General features: G+C 45.0%; 12 protein-coding genes and 1 other RNA gene. 7 read left to right on the top strand and 6 right to left on the bottom strand.

What is annotated here, in order from left to right:
- Positions 1-293: 293 nt before the first annotated feature.
- Both metK and MADE_RS04270 read left to right on the top strand, forming a co-directional pair.
- Positions 294-1,439, top strand: coding sequence for a methionine adenosyltransferase (gene metK / locus MADE_RS04275; RefSeq protein ID WP_012517370.1), 1,146 nt, complete (start codon positions 294-296; stop codon positions 1,437-1,439).
- Positions 1,440-1,682: 243 nt separating this feature from the next.
- The gene (locus MADE_RS04270; protein WP_012517369.1) at positions 1,683-2,153 is read left to right on the top strand and encodes a hypothetical protein; all 471 of its coding nucleotides are present in this window, start codon (positions 1,683-1,685) and stop codon (positions 2,151-2,153) included.
- A 38-nt stretch (positions 2,154-2,191) separates the two neighbouring features.
- On the opposite strand, the gene MADE_RS04265 is transcribed toward MADE_RS04270, so the two are convergent.
- Positions 2,192-2,695, bottom strand: coding sequence for an exonuclease domain-containing protein (locus MADE_RS04265; protein WP_012517368.1), 504 nt, complete (start codon positions 2,693-2,695; stop codon positions 2,192-2,194).
- 321 nt (positions 2,696-3,016) lie between these two features.
- Here MADE_RS04265 and MADE_RS04260 point away from each other — a divergent pair, with 321 nt between their 5' ends.
- Both MADE_RS04260 and MADE_RS04255 read left to right on the top strand, forming a co-directional pair.
- Positions 3,017-4,195: an ABC transporter substrate-binding protein gene (locus MADE_RS04260; protein ID WP_012517367.1), complete on the top strand. Its 1,179-nt coding sequence runs from the start codon at positions 3,017-3,019 to the stop codon at positions 4,193-4,195.
- An 86-nt stretch (positions 4,196-4,281) separates the two neighbouring features.
- The gene (locus MADE_RS04255) at positions 4,282-7,074 is read left to right on the top strand and encodes an ATP-binding protein (protein ID WP_232363098.1); all 2,793 of its coding nucleotides are present in this window, start codon (positions 4,282-4,284) and stop codon (positions 7,072-7,074) included.
- A gap of 267 nt (positions 7,075-7,341) precedes the next feature.
- Here the strand turns inward: MADE_RS04255 and MADE_RS04245 are convergent, their stop codons facing one another.
- Entirely contained in the window at positions 7,342-8,286 is a 945-nt protein-coding gene (locus MADE_RS04245; protein WP_041912824.1) for a DMT family transporter, read from the bottom strand.
- 388 nt (positions 8,287-8,674) lie between these two features.
- Here MADE_RS04245 and MADE_RS04240 point away from each other — a divergent pair, with 388 nt between their 5' ends.
- Positions 8,675-11,068, top strand: coding sequence for a TonB-dependent receptor (locus tag MADE_RS04240; RefSeq protein ID WP_012517363.1), 2,394 nt, complete (start codon positions 8,675-8,677; stop codon positions 11,066-11,068).
- Between the two features lie 102 nt (positions 11,069-11,170).
- Here the strand turns inward: MADE_RS04240 and rnpB are convergent.
- The 4 genes from rnpB to MADE_RS04225 all read right to left on the bottom strand — a co-directional run bounded on the left by rnpB (position 11,171) and on the right by MADE_RS04225 (position 16,222).
- Positions 11,171-11,521, bottom strand: an RNA gene (gene rnpB, locus MADE_RS20070) — RNase P RNA component class A.
- Between the two features lie 43 nt (positions 11,522-11,564).
- Positions 11,565-13,022, bottom strand: a complete 1,458-nt coding sequence (locus MADE_RS04235; protein WP_012517362.1) for a potassium/proton antiporter — start codon at positions 13,020-13,022, stop codon at positions 11,565-11,567.
- Positions 13,023-13,183: 161 nt separating this feature from the next.
- Positions 13,184-15,760 carry a protein translocase subunit SecD gene (gene secD, locus MADE_RS04230; RefSeq protein WP_012517361.1) on the bottom strand — a complete coding sequence of 859 codons (2,577 nt, stop codon included), beginning with the start codon at positions 15,758-15,760 and terminating at the stop codon, positions 13,184-13,186.
- An 84-nt stretch (positions 15,761-15,844) separates the two neighbouring features.
- Positions 15,845-16,222, bottom strand: coding sequence for a hypothetical protein (locus MADE_RS04225; RefSeq protein ID WP_012517360.1), 378 nt, complete (start codon positions 16,220-16,222; stop codon positions 15,845-15,847).
- Between the two features lie 447 nt (positions 16,223-16,669).
- Between MADE_RS04225 and MADE_RS04220 the strand changes: the two genes are divergently transcribed.
- Positions 16,670-17,617: a DUF3034 family protein gene (locus tag MADE_RS04220; protein WP_012517359.1), complete on the top strand. Its 948-nt coding sequence runs from the start codon at positions 16,670-16,672 to the stop codon at positions 17,615-17,617.
- Positions 17,618-17,629: 12 nt separating this feature from the next.
- Positions 17,630-18,061, top strand: coding sequence for a group I truncated hemoglobin (locus tag MADE_RS04215; protein ID WP_012517358.1), 432 nt, complete (start codon positions 17,630-17,632; stop codon positions 18,059-18,061).
- Positions 18,062-18,182: the final 121 nt, after the last annotated feature.

The raw sequence follows: 18,182 nt of genomic DNA, 5'->3' as shown, positions 1-18,182 counted from the left end.
CATTATTCTTACCTATGCCACCTAACAGTTCAATGGGTTTTCATTGCCAATAGTGAAAGTAATAGTAAAAAATGGTCTATACGCTCACCAATGCGTATTAGCTCGGTAATGAAAACCCTCTTATCTTTGCCTAAGTCTTTTTATTGTATAGAAATAACCCTAATACTGATCGGGTCATGTCAACATTTCGTAACAAAGAGACTTTTAGACGTCTAGAAGTAAAGACTGGTATTTATAACTTGTTTTAGTACAATATACGACTATTTTGATAATTTAACGCTTACGGAGCATTTATGGCCACGCATTTATTCACATCCGAGTCAGTGTCTGAAGGACATCCGGACAAAATTGCTGATCAGATCTCAGATGCGGTTCTTGACGCTATATTAGAACAAGATCCTCGCGCTCGGGTGGCCTGCGAAACGTATGTAAAAACCGGTATGGTTTTAGTAGGTGGTGAAGTAACCACTTCAGCGTGGGTAGACATTGAAGAGCTTACCCGCAACACCGTAAAAGAAATCGGCTATACCCATTCAGATATGGGCTTTGATGCTGACTCATGTGCGGTATTAAATGCCATTGGTAAACAGTCTCCTGACATCAATCAAGGTGTTGATAGAGCAAGCCTTGAAGAGCAAGGTGCAGGTGACCAAGGCTTAATGTTTGGTTACGCCAGCGATGAAACAGACGTTTTGATGCCGGCACCTATTACGTACTCTCACCGTCTTGTGCAAAAGCAAGCCGAAGTACGCAAGTCTGGTAAGCTAGACTGGTTACGCCCGGACGCAAAAAGCCAAATTACCTTCAAGTACGAAAACGACAAGCCTGTGGGTATTGACGCTGTTGTACTTTCAACGCAGCACTGTGATTCAGTAAGCACTGAAACGGTTCGCGAAGCGGTAATGGAAGAAATCATCAAGCCAGTGCTACCAAGTGAATGGATTGATGGCAACACACGTTTTCACATCAACCCCACGGGCCGATTTGTTATTGGTGGTCCAATGGGCGACTGCGGCCTAACAGGTCGTAAAATCATTGTAGACACTTATGGTGGTATGGCTCGTCACGGCGGCGGTGCGTTCTCTGGAAAAGATCCATCTAAGGTAGACCGCAGCGCAGCCTACGCAGGCCGTTATGTTGCTAAGAACATTGTTGCGGCAGGTCTTGCAAAGCGTTGTGAAATTCAAGTGTCTTACGCTATTGGTGTTGCAGAGCCTACGTCTATTAGCATTGATACCTTTGGAACGGGCGTTGTTGATGAGAAAACGTTAGTAGCGCTTGTGCGTGAACACTTCGACCTACGCCCTTACGGCCTTATTCAAATGCTTGACCTTGAGCGTCCTATTTATCGCCCAACGGCCGCATATGGTCACTTTGGTCGTGACGAGTTCCCATGGGAAGCAACAGACAAAGCGCAAGCGCTAAAAGCCTCACTTTAATTCAGTAGGCAATAAGCACATAGTGCAAGACGCCGCTCGGTTGACGTTTTCATTATCGTCGTACCGAGCGGCGTTTTTGTTTTTCTTCGATCTAATGCTAGCGTGCGAGAAGAAAAAGTTAACGATTCTATTTTCAACATTTATTATTTAACGCTATGATTAAATAATGTTCGCTTCGTTATTTGCTACTCACCCCTTGTAATCTAAACGCTATACAAGCAGTGGCAACACTTGGGCTCATCCATGAATGTAGTTACCAGTATTTTTCTCGCTCTCTGTATTACTGCAGCCATGATGACAACACAGGCTTTTGCAGGGACAAATGACACGCATTTCAGCCCTATTCAATTTAAAAGCAAAAAACTGGCTCGATGGCAGCTAAATAGCATGTATCGCGTACAGTCAATTACCGAAACCCATCATTACGACAGCAGTTTTGCTTACCCTGCAGGTTCACAAGGGATGATAAGTGCCAGTCGGCGTTTTGATACTTGGGTTCCGCAAAAGGTTTATGCGACGTACAAAACCAATAATACGGCGTTTCAACATTATGCAGAGTGGCTATACTTGCCACACGACGAGGGAACCTTTACCCGCTTAGGTTGGTTACTTGGTGGACGTGAGGGTTTAAACATGGCTGTTGAAATTGAACATAGGATGGTTGGGGAAGAAGAAAACATGGCGTTATCGCTTGGCGTAAACTACCTGTTTTAAAAAGTAACTTGTGACAGCTGCTCGCTTAAAAGCAAAACCTAGGTTTTAGTGAGTTCAAGGGTTTTCGCGTAGGTTTGCTGAATAATCATTGCATCTGAGCTGGCTCTGTGGCGTTTAACGTCAACGTTTGCGCTCAGGCGATCCTTTACTTCATGCCACTTATCCATTTGCGCTTCAGTCAAAATATACTCTAACGCTCGACATGTGAAAGACATTTCTACTTGAGCAGCAGCATATAGCTTAATGAGCCACGGGTTATCTACTACCCACCCATCGCTGTAAGCAATGGTATTACCTAAGAAATTATTTAGCTCCATACACACGGTATAAGGCTCCTCGCCTCTCGATTCCAGCATCTGTTGCGAAATACCGTGGAGCGATTCAGCGCTTTTGTCCCAATGGACCCAAGAAGCATAGGGCCTTAGCAATTTACACCACTTTGCACCATCATAGCGCACGATGCCTATTTCAATAGGGTAACTCGCTGCCCCAAATCCACTTGCTTCAACATCTATTATTGTAGGCAGGCTTATATTTCGCACTCATACTCCAAACCGCTATTTATCACTGCTTGCAACACAGGCAAACAATATTCAGTACGTTGGCCTTAAACACTTTAGGGTATTGAAACTGCTGAACGCCTACCAACACCAGTACACTAAACATACAGCCAACATTATTCCTGTACGACTAATAGTAGAATCATGCCACATTGCTTCCTGTCACTGAGCGTAATACTGAATGCGCACTATTTAAAACTGTAGATAACCTCCCCTAAGTTATACTAAAGAATAATGCGTTAAAGAGAAAAATGTTCACGCATTGCTATACACTTTTATAGTGAACTCTTAGGTATCTTATTCATGCGTGTAAAGCTTCTCATATCAGTCGTCATAAGCGCTCTGTTGTTTTTCATAACGCCTCGAGCCAATAGCACCACCGAGCCTTTGATTATAGGCATTGATGCGGACTTGTCTGCCGTAGCCATTGAAGGGGGCGTAGCTATATCACGAGGCGTTGAATTAGCCGTTGATGAAATTAATGCAGCAGGTGGAATTCTTGGTCGTAAACTAAAGGTAATTTCTAAAGATCACCGAGGTAACCCTGCGCGTGGTGTATTTAATATTAACCAGTTTTCTGAAATGCCACACTTACTTGCCGTGGTAGGGGGTGTTCACACACCTGTTGTTCTTGCTGAAATAGAAGTCATACACGAAAAAAACATATTAATGCTAGTACCATGGGCGGCGGGCACACCTATTGTCGATAATGATAAAACACCCAACAATGTATTTCGCGTATCGGTTCGCGATGCAGAAGCCGCAAGGGTGCTCATTGACTATGTTAAAAACATTGGCCTCTCTAACGTAGCCCTTGTCTTAGAGCGCACTGGCTGGGGTCGTTCTAATCTCGCGTCGCTCACCAAAGCCGCAAGTGAAAAAGGCATTGCGTTCACGTCAACCCACTGGATTAACTGGCAACAAAAGGATTTTTCTGAAGATATTTCTGCCATTAGAAACAACAAGGCTGAGGGCATAATTTTAGTGACGAATGTTCCTGAAGGGGTTGTAGCTCTGGATGAAATAGCAAAGCAAGAGTTAACCAAACTCCCCATAATTTCACATTGGGGTATCGCCTCTGGACAATTTGCGTCAGCGCTAGCTAACCCGATAGGCATGTATGATATCTCTGTGCTCCAAACTTTTCACTTCAGCCATCAAAAAAATAGCCAATCGAAACAACTGTTAGAAGCCTACCACAATAAATATGGCTTGGTAGATAGTCAGGCTATTGGCGGTGTTACAGGGCTAGCTCATGCTTATGATTTAATTCATTTGATCGCTGCGGCTGCCGATAAAGCTGGTAGTATAGAAATTGATAAATTGCGCAGTGCCCTTGAATCTTTGCAGGACGTTTCAGGCGCCGTTAAGCACTATGACGCCCCATTTACAAAAGAAAGGCATGATGCACTTTGGTCAAAGGATTATTTTATGACGAAGTATAATGATAAAGGCCACTTGGTAACAATAGGCCAAAAATAATGCAACACAAGCCAACAAGGTTACGCTCTTTACTACTTTCAAGCATGATACCTCGACTAGCATTGTTAATAGCAGTGCTGTCTATAATGCTATTTGGGCTTTCTTTTCACTTTATCATTAAGCAAACAGATGAACTTCAGCGTCAGTCGATAAGTGGATTAGAGCAGGACATTAACTACATTGTTAGTGATACCACTCGACAACTTGCTGACCTTGCTGCAAACGACATCATTATCAACGCGCTTGTCGATATAGAGCGCCGTGATAGTTATCTGCCAATGTTCTTTCGCTCGTTAAATTTAACGCAGGCGAAAAGCGTAGAGTTTGCACTATTTGATTTTGCGGGAAACCGAGTCATCGATAAAAACTGGAATGCAACTATTCCTGAATCGTTAAGCAGTGCATGGCGACAACAGACGTTAGGCTCATCGAATACGTTCTCTTCTGTATCACAGTATGGTGTACTTATTAGTGTTCCAGTGCTACTCAAAGGGGTTGCCGAAGGTGCACTGGTCATGTACGTTGATAGCTTACAATCATTATTAGCGCCTTACCCTCGTTTAACAAATCAGCTTGTCACAGATTCAACTGGCCATGTGCTGTTTAGCAGCGAACCAGCCCTCATTGCACCCGGCTCAAATTTTTCTAATTTCAACAATAGCGGGTACGCTATAACGCAGGCAAACTGGAAAAATCTAACGCTATACAGCGTTAAGCCCACAATAACAGCGTACCGGGAAATGGCGTGGACTGGCATTGTTTTGTTAGCCATGATTGCAGGCTTCATATTTATTATTCTGCACATGGTTAGCATGACAGGTACATTAGCAGAACGGACGCTCTCTAAGCTTTACGAAGATATCAAAAACAGCCTTAACAGCAATAGCAATGCACCTTTGCGCGATGACCAACAGCTTGAAGCGCAAGAGCTATCCGACATTCGTAAAGCGTTTGACAAGCTAATTTGGGACCTCACCGAAGTCTCTCTTTCAAATGAACAATTTTCTAACGTTCTTGAGTCAATGGGCGACATGTTAGTTGTTGTCGATCAAAATCAAGAAGTCTTGCTTTCGAACAAACGGTTTGATGATTTTTGCGATGACCAATATGGCGAAAAGCAAGGTATCCTTAAATTTATCATGCAAAAGTTGGGGGCGACTCAAAGCAATGAACTAAAACACTTTTCGGTTAGCACAGGACAAGAGCGGTTTGTTCGTTGGACAAAAACCTCTCTTGCTGATGCGAATGGCAACATTCGCGGCGATATTTTTGTAGGTAGTGATGAAACCGAGCAGCGTTCGTTAGAAAGCCACGTAAAAGTGCTTACCCACGCGATGGATGAAGCCACCGTATCCATTATCATTTCTGATATCAAACGCGTTGGTCAGCCTATTATCTATGCAAATAGTGCATTTGAAGAGCTAACTGGCTATACCCGCGAAGAAATCATCGGGCATAATTGCCGTTCTATGCAGGGAGAGGAAACCAAAGAAAAGACCATTGACTGCATTCGCAAAGCTATCGCTACCCGAGAGCCCATAGAAACCACGTTATTGAACTATAAAAAAGACGGCACCAAGTTCTTTAATCGCCTAAACCTGACTCCCGTTAAAACTAACGGTGAAATAACTCACTACATCGGGTTTCAGCAAGATGTAACCCAGCAGCGTCAAACCGAACAATACCTTCAGGAAGCAAGAGAGAAAGCGGAAGAGTCTGCGCGCCTCAAGTCTAGCTTTTTGGCAAGTATGAGCCATGAAATCCGTACACCTATCCACGGCATTTCTGGCGTACTACAACTGTTAGGGGGCTCAGAACTTACCGGGGAACAAAAACATTACTTGTCTTTGGCTAAATTTAGTATTCAGGGATTGTTGCACATCGTAAACGATATTTTGGACTTCTCTAAAATTGAAGCCGGTCAGCTTCAAATAGAAGAGAGCCCGTTTGATATCTTGGAGTCTCTGGAAAATTTACAAAGCCAGTACGCCATACTCTGCCAAGAAAAAGGGCTAGAACTACACTTCCACTTTGACTTACAAGGCTACCATGTCGTTCAAGGTGATGATGTTCGATTTAGACAAATTCTTTCAAACTTATTAGGTAACGCCGTCAAATTCACCGATACAGGCTACATTGAAGTAACTACCTGTATCGAGAAAAACCCCGACAATACCCTTCGTTTATTATGCAGCGTAAAAGATACAGGTATCGGAATAGCGCAAGATAAGCAGAGCACTATCTTCGATGTATTTACGCAAGAAGACCTTTCTACTACTCGCAAGTTTGGTGGAACCGGCCTTGGCCTTTCTATAAGTAAACAGCTGTGCGGGCTTATGGGCGGCGACATCAAACTTGAAAGTGTTAAAGGTAACGGCAGCACTTTCTCGTTCACTATTCAATTAGAAGAGGCCGATGAAAGCCTGATAAAACCGATACATTACAACAACGCGTCGAAAACCGTGAAAGGCAAGAAGCGTAAAGTGCTCATTGTAGAAGACAATGATATTAACCAGGTAATTGCAAAGCAGCACCTTAGCAATCACACCACGTTAAGTGCAAAGTCGGGTGTTGAGGCCCTGCAAGCTTTGAACAAAATGAAGGTTACCTTCGACGTTATCTTGATGGATTGCCAAATGCCCGAAATGGATGGGTTTGAAGCCACCAAGCGCATTAGAAATGGCGAAGCCGGCTCTCGATATTTGAATGTCCCCATCATAGCCCTTACGGCTAATGCCATGAAAGGTGATAAAGAGCGCTGCGTAAGCGCTGGGATGGACGATTATTTAAGTAAGCCTTTTGACGCCGAAGACCTTACCGACAAAGTGGAACTTTGGGCAAGTATTGAGAAAGACCAAGAAGCGAACGCCGTACATTAGTGCCGTGGTAATAAATTTAGGCCGTTAAATGCCTTTGCAAGTGTGCCAACTTCCCTCAAACAGATTTGTTCATTGCGCTTGTTCGTGGCTGCCATGATGTATTGCAATTTCGCCTTAGCGGAAGAAGTACTGCGTTATAATATAGGTACTTCTGGCAGCTCCACCCCCTATGAAAATGCTATTAACGAAAATCGAGCAGGCATTTTAGTTGAAAACCTGCCGCTTATTATGGATAGGGCGGGATTAAAAATAGAATATGACAAACCTTTAGGTAATGGCCTTTCGACTTGAAAGTTGTAAAAAGACCGGAAGTTTCACGGTTTGAATAAGTAAACAGAGGCAAACTAGCCCCATGCCAACCCACCCTACCGGCTTGAACGCTTCGCCAATAAGAAATATGGTAAATAGCGTTGCAACAAGAGGCTCAATGAGGGTAATAAGGGTGGCCTTACTTGCTTGTGTGGTACGCAGACCATACCCGAAAAGAAGGTACCCTAAAAACATAGGCACCACAGCCATATATAGCGAAACGCTCGTGTTGATAGTACTTTCAAACACATTCTGGCCGGTAAAATAAAGCGACGGTAATAATACCAATGCAGCGCACCCGAAAAGCCCGGCCATTGAGGAAGTCGAATTTGCGCCTGTCTCAATTAACTGCTTAGCAGCCCACGAGTAGCCTGCATAGGTTAAACCTGCAACTAGGCCTAATACAACGCCTAATGTTTGATGACGCTGTGCTTCTAACAGCCCGAGGGTTTCAGTAGACTTCCCTGCCGCTAATAGTGCAATACCGATGGCGCCTATCACGAAGCTAACAACCCACTTAAAAGATACCGGCTTTTTGCTAATAACGCGTTCCATAACAGCAGCAAATAGCGGCGCACTGGCAATTGAGACTACGGTACCTATAGCAACGCCAGATAATCGCATCGCGCTATAAAACGCAAGCGGATATACAGCCACGCATACGCTTCCAAACAACAGCACCCAAGGCCTAGAAAATAGAATATGTGCATCGCGAACCAAGGCCCTGTGGGCACTCACACACAACAAAATGCCCCCTACTCCCATAGCAAACGCACCAATAGCGAGGGGGCTTATCTCGGGGGCGAATTGCGCCGCAGTTCCGGTTGTCCCCCATAAAAAACTGGCGATAACGATAGCAATAACGCCCTTTAACCCGTCGTCCACGCTTGAAACTTTCTCCACTTCTGATGCTCCTGACAGATATTCCTGATAGATACCACTTGCTTTATAGCCCTGCTTACTAACTGTGTAATAGCCAAGCGAGTGCAAAGTTCTATTCATCGCTACGCCAAGTCTATTTAGCGTGACAACTTACTTAAAAATGATCATACGTGGATTGTTTCCGTTGTATTTAGCTTGATAGACGCTTTTTTTGACCTTTTAGACGCAAGTTCACTACTGTGCCCAACCCACACCAAAATTAACATTGCAATTACAATTAAAATACACCTCAAGATATTCCACTAAAGTTGAAATATTTATTCTAGTATCTATGGAAAATCCCCCGCTTTTTTGCCACATTACGCCCTTGCCTAATAACAAAATAGAAACAACCAATCTGGATGGACTTATGTTTAAACTAGAAAATTCGTCGTTTCGACGAAGCACGTTAAGCATTGCGGTAATGAGTTTACTTAGCTCTGGCGCAATAGCTCAGGACACACAGCAAGCAGACGATGACGACTTCGAGCAAATTATTGTTACAGCAACGAAGCGTGCAGAATCCATTGAAGACATTCCGTTTTCCATCAACGCTCAAACACAGCGTGACTTCGAGCGCAGTGGTGCTGGAAATCTTGAAGATGTAGCAAGAAACGTAGCAAGCGTATCCATTCAAAACCTTGGACCGGGTCAGAGTCAAGTGTCTATGCGTGGTGTATCGGCAGGGCAAATCGTTCGCGACCAGCCCGGCGTTAAAGAACAGGTAGGCGTGTATCTAGATGAAAGCGTGATCTCGCTATCTCTGTTTACCCCAGATCTCGATCTTTTTGATCTTAACCGTATTGAAACGCTGCGCGGCCCACAAGGCACATTGTTTGGCTCGGGTTCTATTGGCGGTACCCTTCGATACATTACCAACCAGCCTGAATTAGACACCTTTGAAGGTAAATTTGAAGCAAACTTAAATACAGTGACCGATGGCGGCGTAGGCGGACACGTGAAAGGGATGGTTAACCTACCCATCTCAGATACCATCGCTATGCGCGCTGTAGTGTATCGCACAGACTACGCGGGTTTTATTGATGCTTATGGCGAAAATGGCGCGTTTAAAGAAGACGTTAATGACGGCGATAGAACCGGCGGTCGCGTTGCCTTCGTGATAGCGCCAAATGATAAATTAACCATTACTCCACGACTTATTTTCCAAGAATTGGAAATGAACGGATTTAACCGTCAAGAAGTGTATAACCTATTTGGTAACCCTTATACCACCTCACGACCCGCTGTCGAATTTGATGAGCGTGAGCAGTATTTATTGCTCGATGAAGGCTTCTCCGATGACACCTTTATTGCTGACGTAACCGCTGAATATCAAGCTGATATTGCCGATTTCACCTTTGTTTACAGCTACACCGACCGCGATATCCTGGTTAGTCGCGACGCCAGCGCCCTATCAGGCTCGGTTAGTATCGACCTAGGCTTTCCAGATGAAGCGGTATTATTGCCATCGAACTTATTGGATAGAACAGAAGTAGAACAGGACACCTTTGAGCTTCGCGCTGCGTCTAACGATGATGGTGCGCTAGACTGGCTTGTTGGTGCATTTTACTCGTCTACCGAGCGCGTGTACGATCAATCACTTCCAACCCCTGGGTACGACGCGTTCACTGATGCAACGTTAGGCGAAGGTACTTCGGCGGCTGTAGCAAACGGCTTTGAAGCAAATTCGCCATACAACGCTTACCTACCTTACGACTTAAAACAGCTGGCGGTATTTGGTGAAGTAAATTATCAGGTTAATGATGACTTCAAAATGACCGTTGGCTCGCGTTTTTACGATTACGAAGAAGAGCGACAATTTATCTCTGGCGGTTTGTTTGCTAATGGCGATAACCAAACCGACGCAACAGAATCAGACGGCTTTACGTCTCGCGTAATTGGCCAGTACAGTCTGAACGACAACGTAAACTTTAATGCTCAGGTTTCACAGGGCTTTAGACTTGGCGGCGTTAATGACCCGCTAAACCGCAGCTTGTGTACCGACCAAGATGAAGCCATCTTTGGTTCATTCCAAGACTATGACGATGAAAAGCTTACTAACTATGAGATTGGTATGAAATCATCAGGTCGTGGATGGACGGCTAATATCTCGGCTTTCTATAACGATATCGAAGATCTTCAAGTTACGTTAGATGCGGGATCTTGTTCTTCACGGGTCTCGTTTAACGTACCTGAAGCCCACACCCAAGGTATTGAATTTGAACTTACCCGTCAGTTTACCGACCAACTATTCTTCTCGTTAACCGGTAGCATCATCGAAGCTGAGTTCGACTCAACGGTGGTTGATGGCGACGGTGCGGTACTTGGTGGTGTAGAAAAAGGGAATCGTTTAGCGTCAGTACCTGAAGAAAGCTTTGCTATCGCGTTTACTTACGATTTAGCGCAGCCTTTATTCTCATCAAATGCGACCTATTTCCAAGGTTCGTATCAATATGTGGGCGATCGTATAACCCAACCAAGCGACCAAGTTGCGGGCGCGGGCACTTTCACATCAGGGCTTGCCTTTGGCGGAGCTACAGGTACCGAAACAACGGAATTAGATTTGTTGTTAGACGACTACGGCACGCTGAATATGAGCTTTGGCTTAACGTACGATGATTATGAAATCTTAGTCTACGCTAACAACCTGTTCGACGAGAACGCACTGTTGTCGTTTGATAGAGAACGTGGTGGTCGTGCACGCCTTGGCTTTACCACTAACCAGCCTCGCACTGTAGGCGCAACCTTCCGTTATTTCTTCTAGTTACGGATGAATAAACGCTTTGCCTGGAGGTATGCGCCTTCAGGTAAAGCGCTCACCTGAAAGCTAAATAACAAAAGCGTCAATAAACGCTATCTTGGAAAAGAGTGGAGTTGGCCGTAAGCCGGGTTCTGTCGTGGGCAACCATTCCTCTAGATCAGCAATCGCTCACTGATTCAAGCAACCTACCCGATCCCCATGCGGGCCACACGTTGAGGGATCCTATTTGGTCTTGCTCCGGGTGGAGTTTACCTTGCCACACTCTGTTACCAGAGGTGCGGTGCGCTCTTACCGCACCCTTTCACCCTTACCGGCATGTAAACATGCTTAGGCGGTCTTCTCTCTGCTGCACTTGTCGTCGGCTCACGCCGCCCAGACGTTATCTGGCACCCTGCCCTTTGGAGCCCGGACTTTCCTCCCCTTTCTTACGAAAGCGGCGATTGCCTGGCCAACTCCGCGGCGCATTCTACATGAAGTGCACTACAATAGCACCCTATTCCTACTCGCTGTAAAAGCACTGCTCAACGGCGTTTTTATCGAGCAGTTTTGTGATGATAAAAATTTGATCGCCTCTCTCTATTTTCGTGCTTCCTTTAGGGATAAGGGTGTCTTCTCCACGGGCAATCATCGCCACAACCGTATTATCGGGTAACGCTAACTCACTAATAGTTTTATCAAGCGCTGGCGAAAGCTTTGATACTTCAATTTCGATAAGTTCCCGCTTGCTCTTGGCGACTTTGACAATTTCTAGGGTACTCGACGCTTTAACGTTATCATCTAGCACTAAGCCTAACTTGCGCGCCGCATAAGGGAGCGTAGAACCTTGCAACAAGGCCGAAATTAGCACGATGAAAAATACCACGTTGAATATAAGCTCGGCGTAAGGCATGCCGAATATAAGCGGGAATATAGCCAAAATAATGGGCACTGAGCCGCGTAACCCCACCCACGAAATAAGCAGAGACGCTTTAAACGAGAACTTAGAAAGCAACAAAATGGGCATTACCACCAGCGGGCGCGCTATAAATATCAGCACACAGGCAATCAATAAACCTTCTTTCCAACTAACAAACAGCTCTGTTGGGGTAACCAGAAGACCTAAGATAACAAACATAGCAATTTGGCCTAGCCAGGCCAGCCCGTCGAGAAACACAAAGGTATTGCGCTGATAGGCAAAGCGGCTGTTGCCCACAATAACTCCCGTAATGAACGTGGCGAGGAAGCCACTTCCGTTTAGGTTTGCAGCTAGGCCAAAAGACAACACACCAAACAGCATCACAAACACCGGGTACAACCCTATCGCCATGAGTGTAACTCGTCTAAAGAGCCACACGGCAATACCGCCGATAGCAATACCCACGAAAGCACCCACCCCCATTTGACTGGCAAATAAAGAGGCCAAATCCAGAGGGTTGGTGGTGCTATCTTGAATGAGGGTAATAAGACCTATGGTAAGAAAGATAGCCATGGGATCGTTTGAGGCACTTTCTAATTCTAAGGTAGATTTTATTTTAGTCGGTATGCGAATACCTGCATTTCGCAATACTGAAAATACGGCGGCGGCATCGGTAGAGCCTACAATAGCCCCCAGCAACAAGCCTTTGTATAACGGTAAATCGAGTATAATCATAGCGGACAGACCGGTTAATGTAGCGGTACCGATAACACCAAAAGTTGCCAGTAGCGCAGCCGGTTTCCACGCCTGAACAATCGATCTTTTTGAGGTTTGCAGGCCGCCGTCAAAAAGGATAAGAATAAGCGCGAACGTACCTATAGCGTGCGCAGCATCGGCATTATCAAAGAAGATACGCCCAATCCCATCTTCACCAGCCAGCATACCTACACCAAGGAATAACACCAAAACAGGTACACCAAAGCGCGGAGACAATTTACTGGCCAGCACGCCTAGAATGGCCAGCACTGCACTAAGTAAAATAATGTGATCAACTGCAAACATTATGCGTTCCTTATTGCCTTTAATGTCAATATACATACTCACAAACTAAGTAGGTACACATCAAAGGTTCCTGTTAATACTGTTACCTTACCGCGTTTCTACGCAAATGTATTGAGGCACCAAAAACGCGGTACGGGGATGAATTAAAGAGCGTGTGTCGCTTAAGGAATATGCGACAACGACGCCTTAATTTCTTCTGCAGTGGGCTTTAACTGTGCTTTTCCTTGCCTCTCTCTTCTACTTCCCAATAGATACAGTAATGTAGAGGTAATAAACAAAGTTGAAGACGTGCCAACTACGACAGCAAAGACCATAGGCACTGCAAAACTTTCTACTGCGTCACCACCAAATATAGCCATTGGGAGCAGCGCTAATAGCGTGGTAACGGACGTAAATACCGTTCGACTTAATGTGCTGTTCACCGCTTCATTGATAGTGTTCGCTAAAGGTTTAGCTGGGTCTAAACGTAATAGTTCACGGATGCGATCAAGCACCACCACTTTATCGTTTATCGAATAACCAATAAGCGCTAATAACGCCGCGACAGCGGTTAAGTTAAACTCGATACCGGTTAACGCGAAAAAGCCTACGGTTTTGGTTAAATCGAGTAACACAGTAAGTAATGCTGCTGTCGCGAAATGCGCTTCAAAACGCGCCCACAGGTACACCAACATGCCACCACCGGCGATAAGCAGCGCAAGAATAGATAGCTCCGCGAAACCTCCGCTAACTTTGGGACCAACCATATCAATTTTATCAAAGCTTACCGTGTCGTCAGCCTGTGAAATCGCACGTTTCAGCGCGTCAGTCTGCTTTGCATTGCTATTTTCAAGCTCGCCATTGCTGTCGAGAACAGGTGCTCGCAACAAATAGTGATGCTCATTGCCATACTCTTGAATGGCTACCTGATCAAAACCATTACTTTCAATGACATTTCGTAACTCGTCAGTCGAGAGCGCTGGCGCAGTCAGCTCAATCATGGTGCCACCGGTAAAATCGACGCCATAATGTAAACCTGGTTTGGCAAATAATCCGATTGAGAGCACTGTTAGCACTACCGAAATAGCTAATGCGATTTTACGTTTAGCCAGAAAATCAATACCGCTAAGCTTATCGCTCAACCGCAGTAGCGGTGATGAGAAGCGCAAATAAAGGCGCTGCTGAGTGCGGTCTCGCGTATTTCTGTGCTTCGACTTAACCACTTTTAGCATTAGCACTTTAGTTAAGGCAACCGCAGTAAAAACAGAGGACACAAGACCGAGGGCAATGGTGATAGCAAAACCTTTGATAGGCCCACTACCGAACATAAACAATAAGCTGACTGCGATAAGCGTAGTGAAGTTTGAATCGACGATTGTTGCGAATGCTTTATCAAAGCCCACGTCTATTGCACGCGCTGCAGGACGCCCTTTTTTACTTTCTTCGCGAATACGTTCATTAATCAAGATATTCGCGTCTACCGCCATGCCCATAGTCAGAATCAAACCAGCAATGCCCGGTAACGTCAGCGTTGCGCCAAATAGGGTTAACGCGCCAAACACCAGTACCATGTTGATACACAGAGCAAAGCTTGCAATAGCCCCCCACCTGCCGTAAATAGCCACCATAAATGCTAAAACTAACAAAGCGCCAGCTACGCCGCTTTGCACACCGGTTTGAATAGCATCGCTGCCTAAATCAGGTCCTACCGTACGTTCTTCTATAATGGTAAGAGGCACAGGTAGCGCCCCAGTGCGAAGCATTAGCGCGGTATTACCTGCCTCGGGCAAGGTAAAATTACCGGTAATTTCACCGCGGCCACCTGGGATCACGCTATTAATAACCGGGGCGGTCACCACTTTGTCGTCAAGTACGATAGCAAGTACACGGCCAATATTGTCACGGGTCATAGTGGCAAACTGCTTAGCACCGGCACTGTCTAATCGAAACGTCACTACGGGCTGACCGGTTTCGCTACTTAAGACACCTGCCGCATCAGTGATATGCTCACCCTCTAGCGCCACCTTTTGCTCTAATTGATAGGTATTGCCTGCGACATCCTGTTTATTCATTACTTGCTCAGACTGGCTGTTTGCAGCCCAATGAAAGGTCATTTGTGCGGTAGTACCCAATAGTTTTTTAACTTGGGTAGGATCAGACATGCCCGGCATCTGGACTAAAATCGCGTCTTTACCCTGTAAGGTAACACTTGGCTCAGTAAGTCCTGTTTCGTTCAAACGCTTTCGAACTACCTCTACACTTCGGTTTAATGTGTCTTTAACCAGCTCTTCGGTGTACAACTCATCAAGCGTAAGGGTGACGGTGTTTTGCTTTATCGCAACATCAAGTGCACTTGCTGTGTTCGGTTGCGCGGAAATTTGATAGGCAATGTCTTTGACCTTTCTAGCATCATCTGCACTGCGCAAGGTAAATACAACGCGTCCAGCACTATCTTCACTACTCGCCTTAGAAGAAAGCGAGTGAGGTGTTCTGGTATAGCGTACGTTTTGGCTACGTAATTCGCTAAGTACATCGCTGGAAAAACTGTTGAGTTGCTTCGCAAACAGCGCGTTGGTGTCTGCGGCTAAGAGCAGATGCGAGCCGCCCTGTAAATCTAAGCCTAAAGAAAGTGTGCTAGTGGTATACCACGTGGGTAACTGTTGTTTAACTGATTGTGGCAATATGTTGGGCGCAGCGCTCAGTAAACCGAGCATAACGATGAGCACATACACAACGCCACGAAATGAAAATCGTGCCATTTTAAAATCCTGAGTAATTAAGTTTTAAGGCGCTATAACGAGAAACAAAGGAGCTTTGCTTTCACGTTAGCGCATGTAAAGGGGTTAACTCAGGATGGAAGGTGGGCCTCGCGGGCTCGCTTTTACCCACGTTTTACGGTTAAAGAAAGGCCCTGCTGATGGCACCTTGGTGGATGAAGCTTTGTAAAAGGCAAAGTTTGGCGATGCCGATATTAAGCCGTGCGGCTCTGCGTCAAAGGCCTTATCGCCTTTATCACCGGTCAGCTTAGTGGCGCTAAACCTAAGAGAGTAGTTTTGCGTGCTGTGAACAAACTTAGCCAGCGGAGATTGCGACGTAACTTCAGCATTATTCGCTACATCAGGTGTCTGAAAACCCGTACTAACAATTAGATACGACAATACCCACGCGACGAGAAGCGGCGTAAATGAAGAAGGGCAATAGCGTTTTATAAAAGCGCGCACGATATTTAGGCTGGTTTTACTAAAAATACGATTTTAGACAAGCAGGTGAGATGGGGGCGGACAGATTATTTTCAACGTTTGTTTGCATCGTACTTCTTAACCGTATAACGCTTATTTAAATCTTCAATAATTGGGTGAGACACAACTAACTCCTCAATACATAAATGGGAATAATCTAAAAGTTGTGCGTATGGTATAGATTCAGATTTTCACTGATAAGCCCTATAAAAAATGAATCAGTTTCAAAGTAAATTTGAAAATAAGTTTAAGTACAAACGGAAAACCTCTTAAAGCTGCTTTATCGTCATCGGAGGATTATCTTTCTAAACCAATACCGTGGAATGCGTTATTAAAACCTTTTTGTGATTAACTTCACAAGGGGAGGGCTAACCGCTATGCTGAATTACGATAATTCAAATAACTCCATGAATAAATTAGGTTTACCTTATGATAAAGCGTTTGCTGTTATCCCTATTTTTTATTTCGCCGCTAGTATTTGCACAAAGCGGTTCTCGCTTAATAGCCTCAGGGGGAATTACCGGGTTCGAGGGCACCGCGGGGGGCGGTATAACCCCATGGGCGTTCATTGGTGGGTACACCAGTAAAGAAGAGATAAGTTATTCTGCCAATGTTCAGTACTTAAGCCTGAACGATTACTCGCTCACTACTGCTGGTGCAAGCATAAGTCTGTTTGACCGCGTTGAAATTAGCGTACAGCGCCAGCGTTTAGATATTTCAGCAGGGTTAACCAGCAATGTTTTTGCGCTACTTACAGAAGGTGCGGTGACCAACGCTAACAGTGCGACTATCGAACAAGATATCGTGGGCGCGAAAGTGAAATTATTTGGGGATGGTGTATTTACGCAAAACTCATGGGGTCCACAAGTTGCGATAGGTGCCCAGTATAAGAAAAATAGAGATTTCGACAGTTCGCTTTCATTGCCAGATGGCACCGTTCCACTTCCAGAGATCGGCGTACCTTTGCTGTTAGGCGCAAAAGACGATAGCGGCACTGATGTTTACGTTTCGGCTACTAAATTATGGTTAGGTACACCATCAGGCTACAATTTACTTACCAATCTTACCGCTCGATACACAAAAGCCAATGTGTTTGGTCTGTTGGGGTTCGGTACCGAAGAAAACGACAATGCAAAGCTTGAATGGGAAGGCTCATTGGCCCTGTTAATTAGCCCAACTACCGCAATAGGAACAGAGTTTAGAACGCAGACTAACCGACTTGGTGGGCTGGCCGAAGAAGATACGGTTGTTGATGCCTTTATTGCTTACTTCCCCAATAAATCTATTTCAATTACGGCAGCTTACGTCGATTTAGGTAACTTACCGTTACAAGAAAGCTCCAGTGGCTTTTACCTTTCGGTTAACGGCAACTTTTGATAGGGGAATACAATGAGCAAACATTGCATTCGGTTAACAGTATCCGCGATTCTAAGCGCTTTAATCAGCGCGTGCGCGACTTCTCCTGAACAAAGCCTTTATGATGAAATTGGCGGCCATAAAACGCTTAATACTATATACGGCGTAGCTATTACGCGAATTTATACAGACCCTGTAATTGGTCACTATTTTAAAGGGGTTCCCAAAAAGCATTTGCGTGACCAGCTTGTTTTGCAAACGTGCGAGCTTATTGGGGGGCCTTGCGAGTATGACGGTAAGTCCATGGAAGAGTCTCATAAAGACCTAAATATCAAAGAGCGGGAGTTCTATATTTTAGTGGAATACGTGCAGGGCGCCATGCGCGATGTGGGTCTGACTTATCAACAAGAAAATCGCATTCTTAAAAAGTTAGCGCCTATTAAATACGAAACCGTTTATCTCTAAGATATGAGCCCTTAACACAAGATTAAGCTTTTCCGAAAAATCCTAATTGTTGCAAAGCACTTTTTTCTTCGTACGTGTATTAAAAAACCCTCGTATAAACGAGGGTTTTGAGCATCTACAT

Origin of the sequence: Alteromonas mediterranea DE (genome assembly GCF_000020585.3) — a bacterium.
In the GTDB taxonomy this organism is placed as follows: domain Bacteria; phylum Pseudomonadota; class Gammaproteobacteria; order Enterobacterales; family Alteromonadaceae; genus Alteromonas; species Alteromonas mediterranea.
This window is presented reverse-complemented; position numbering and strand designations above follow the sequence as displayed.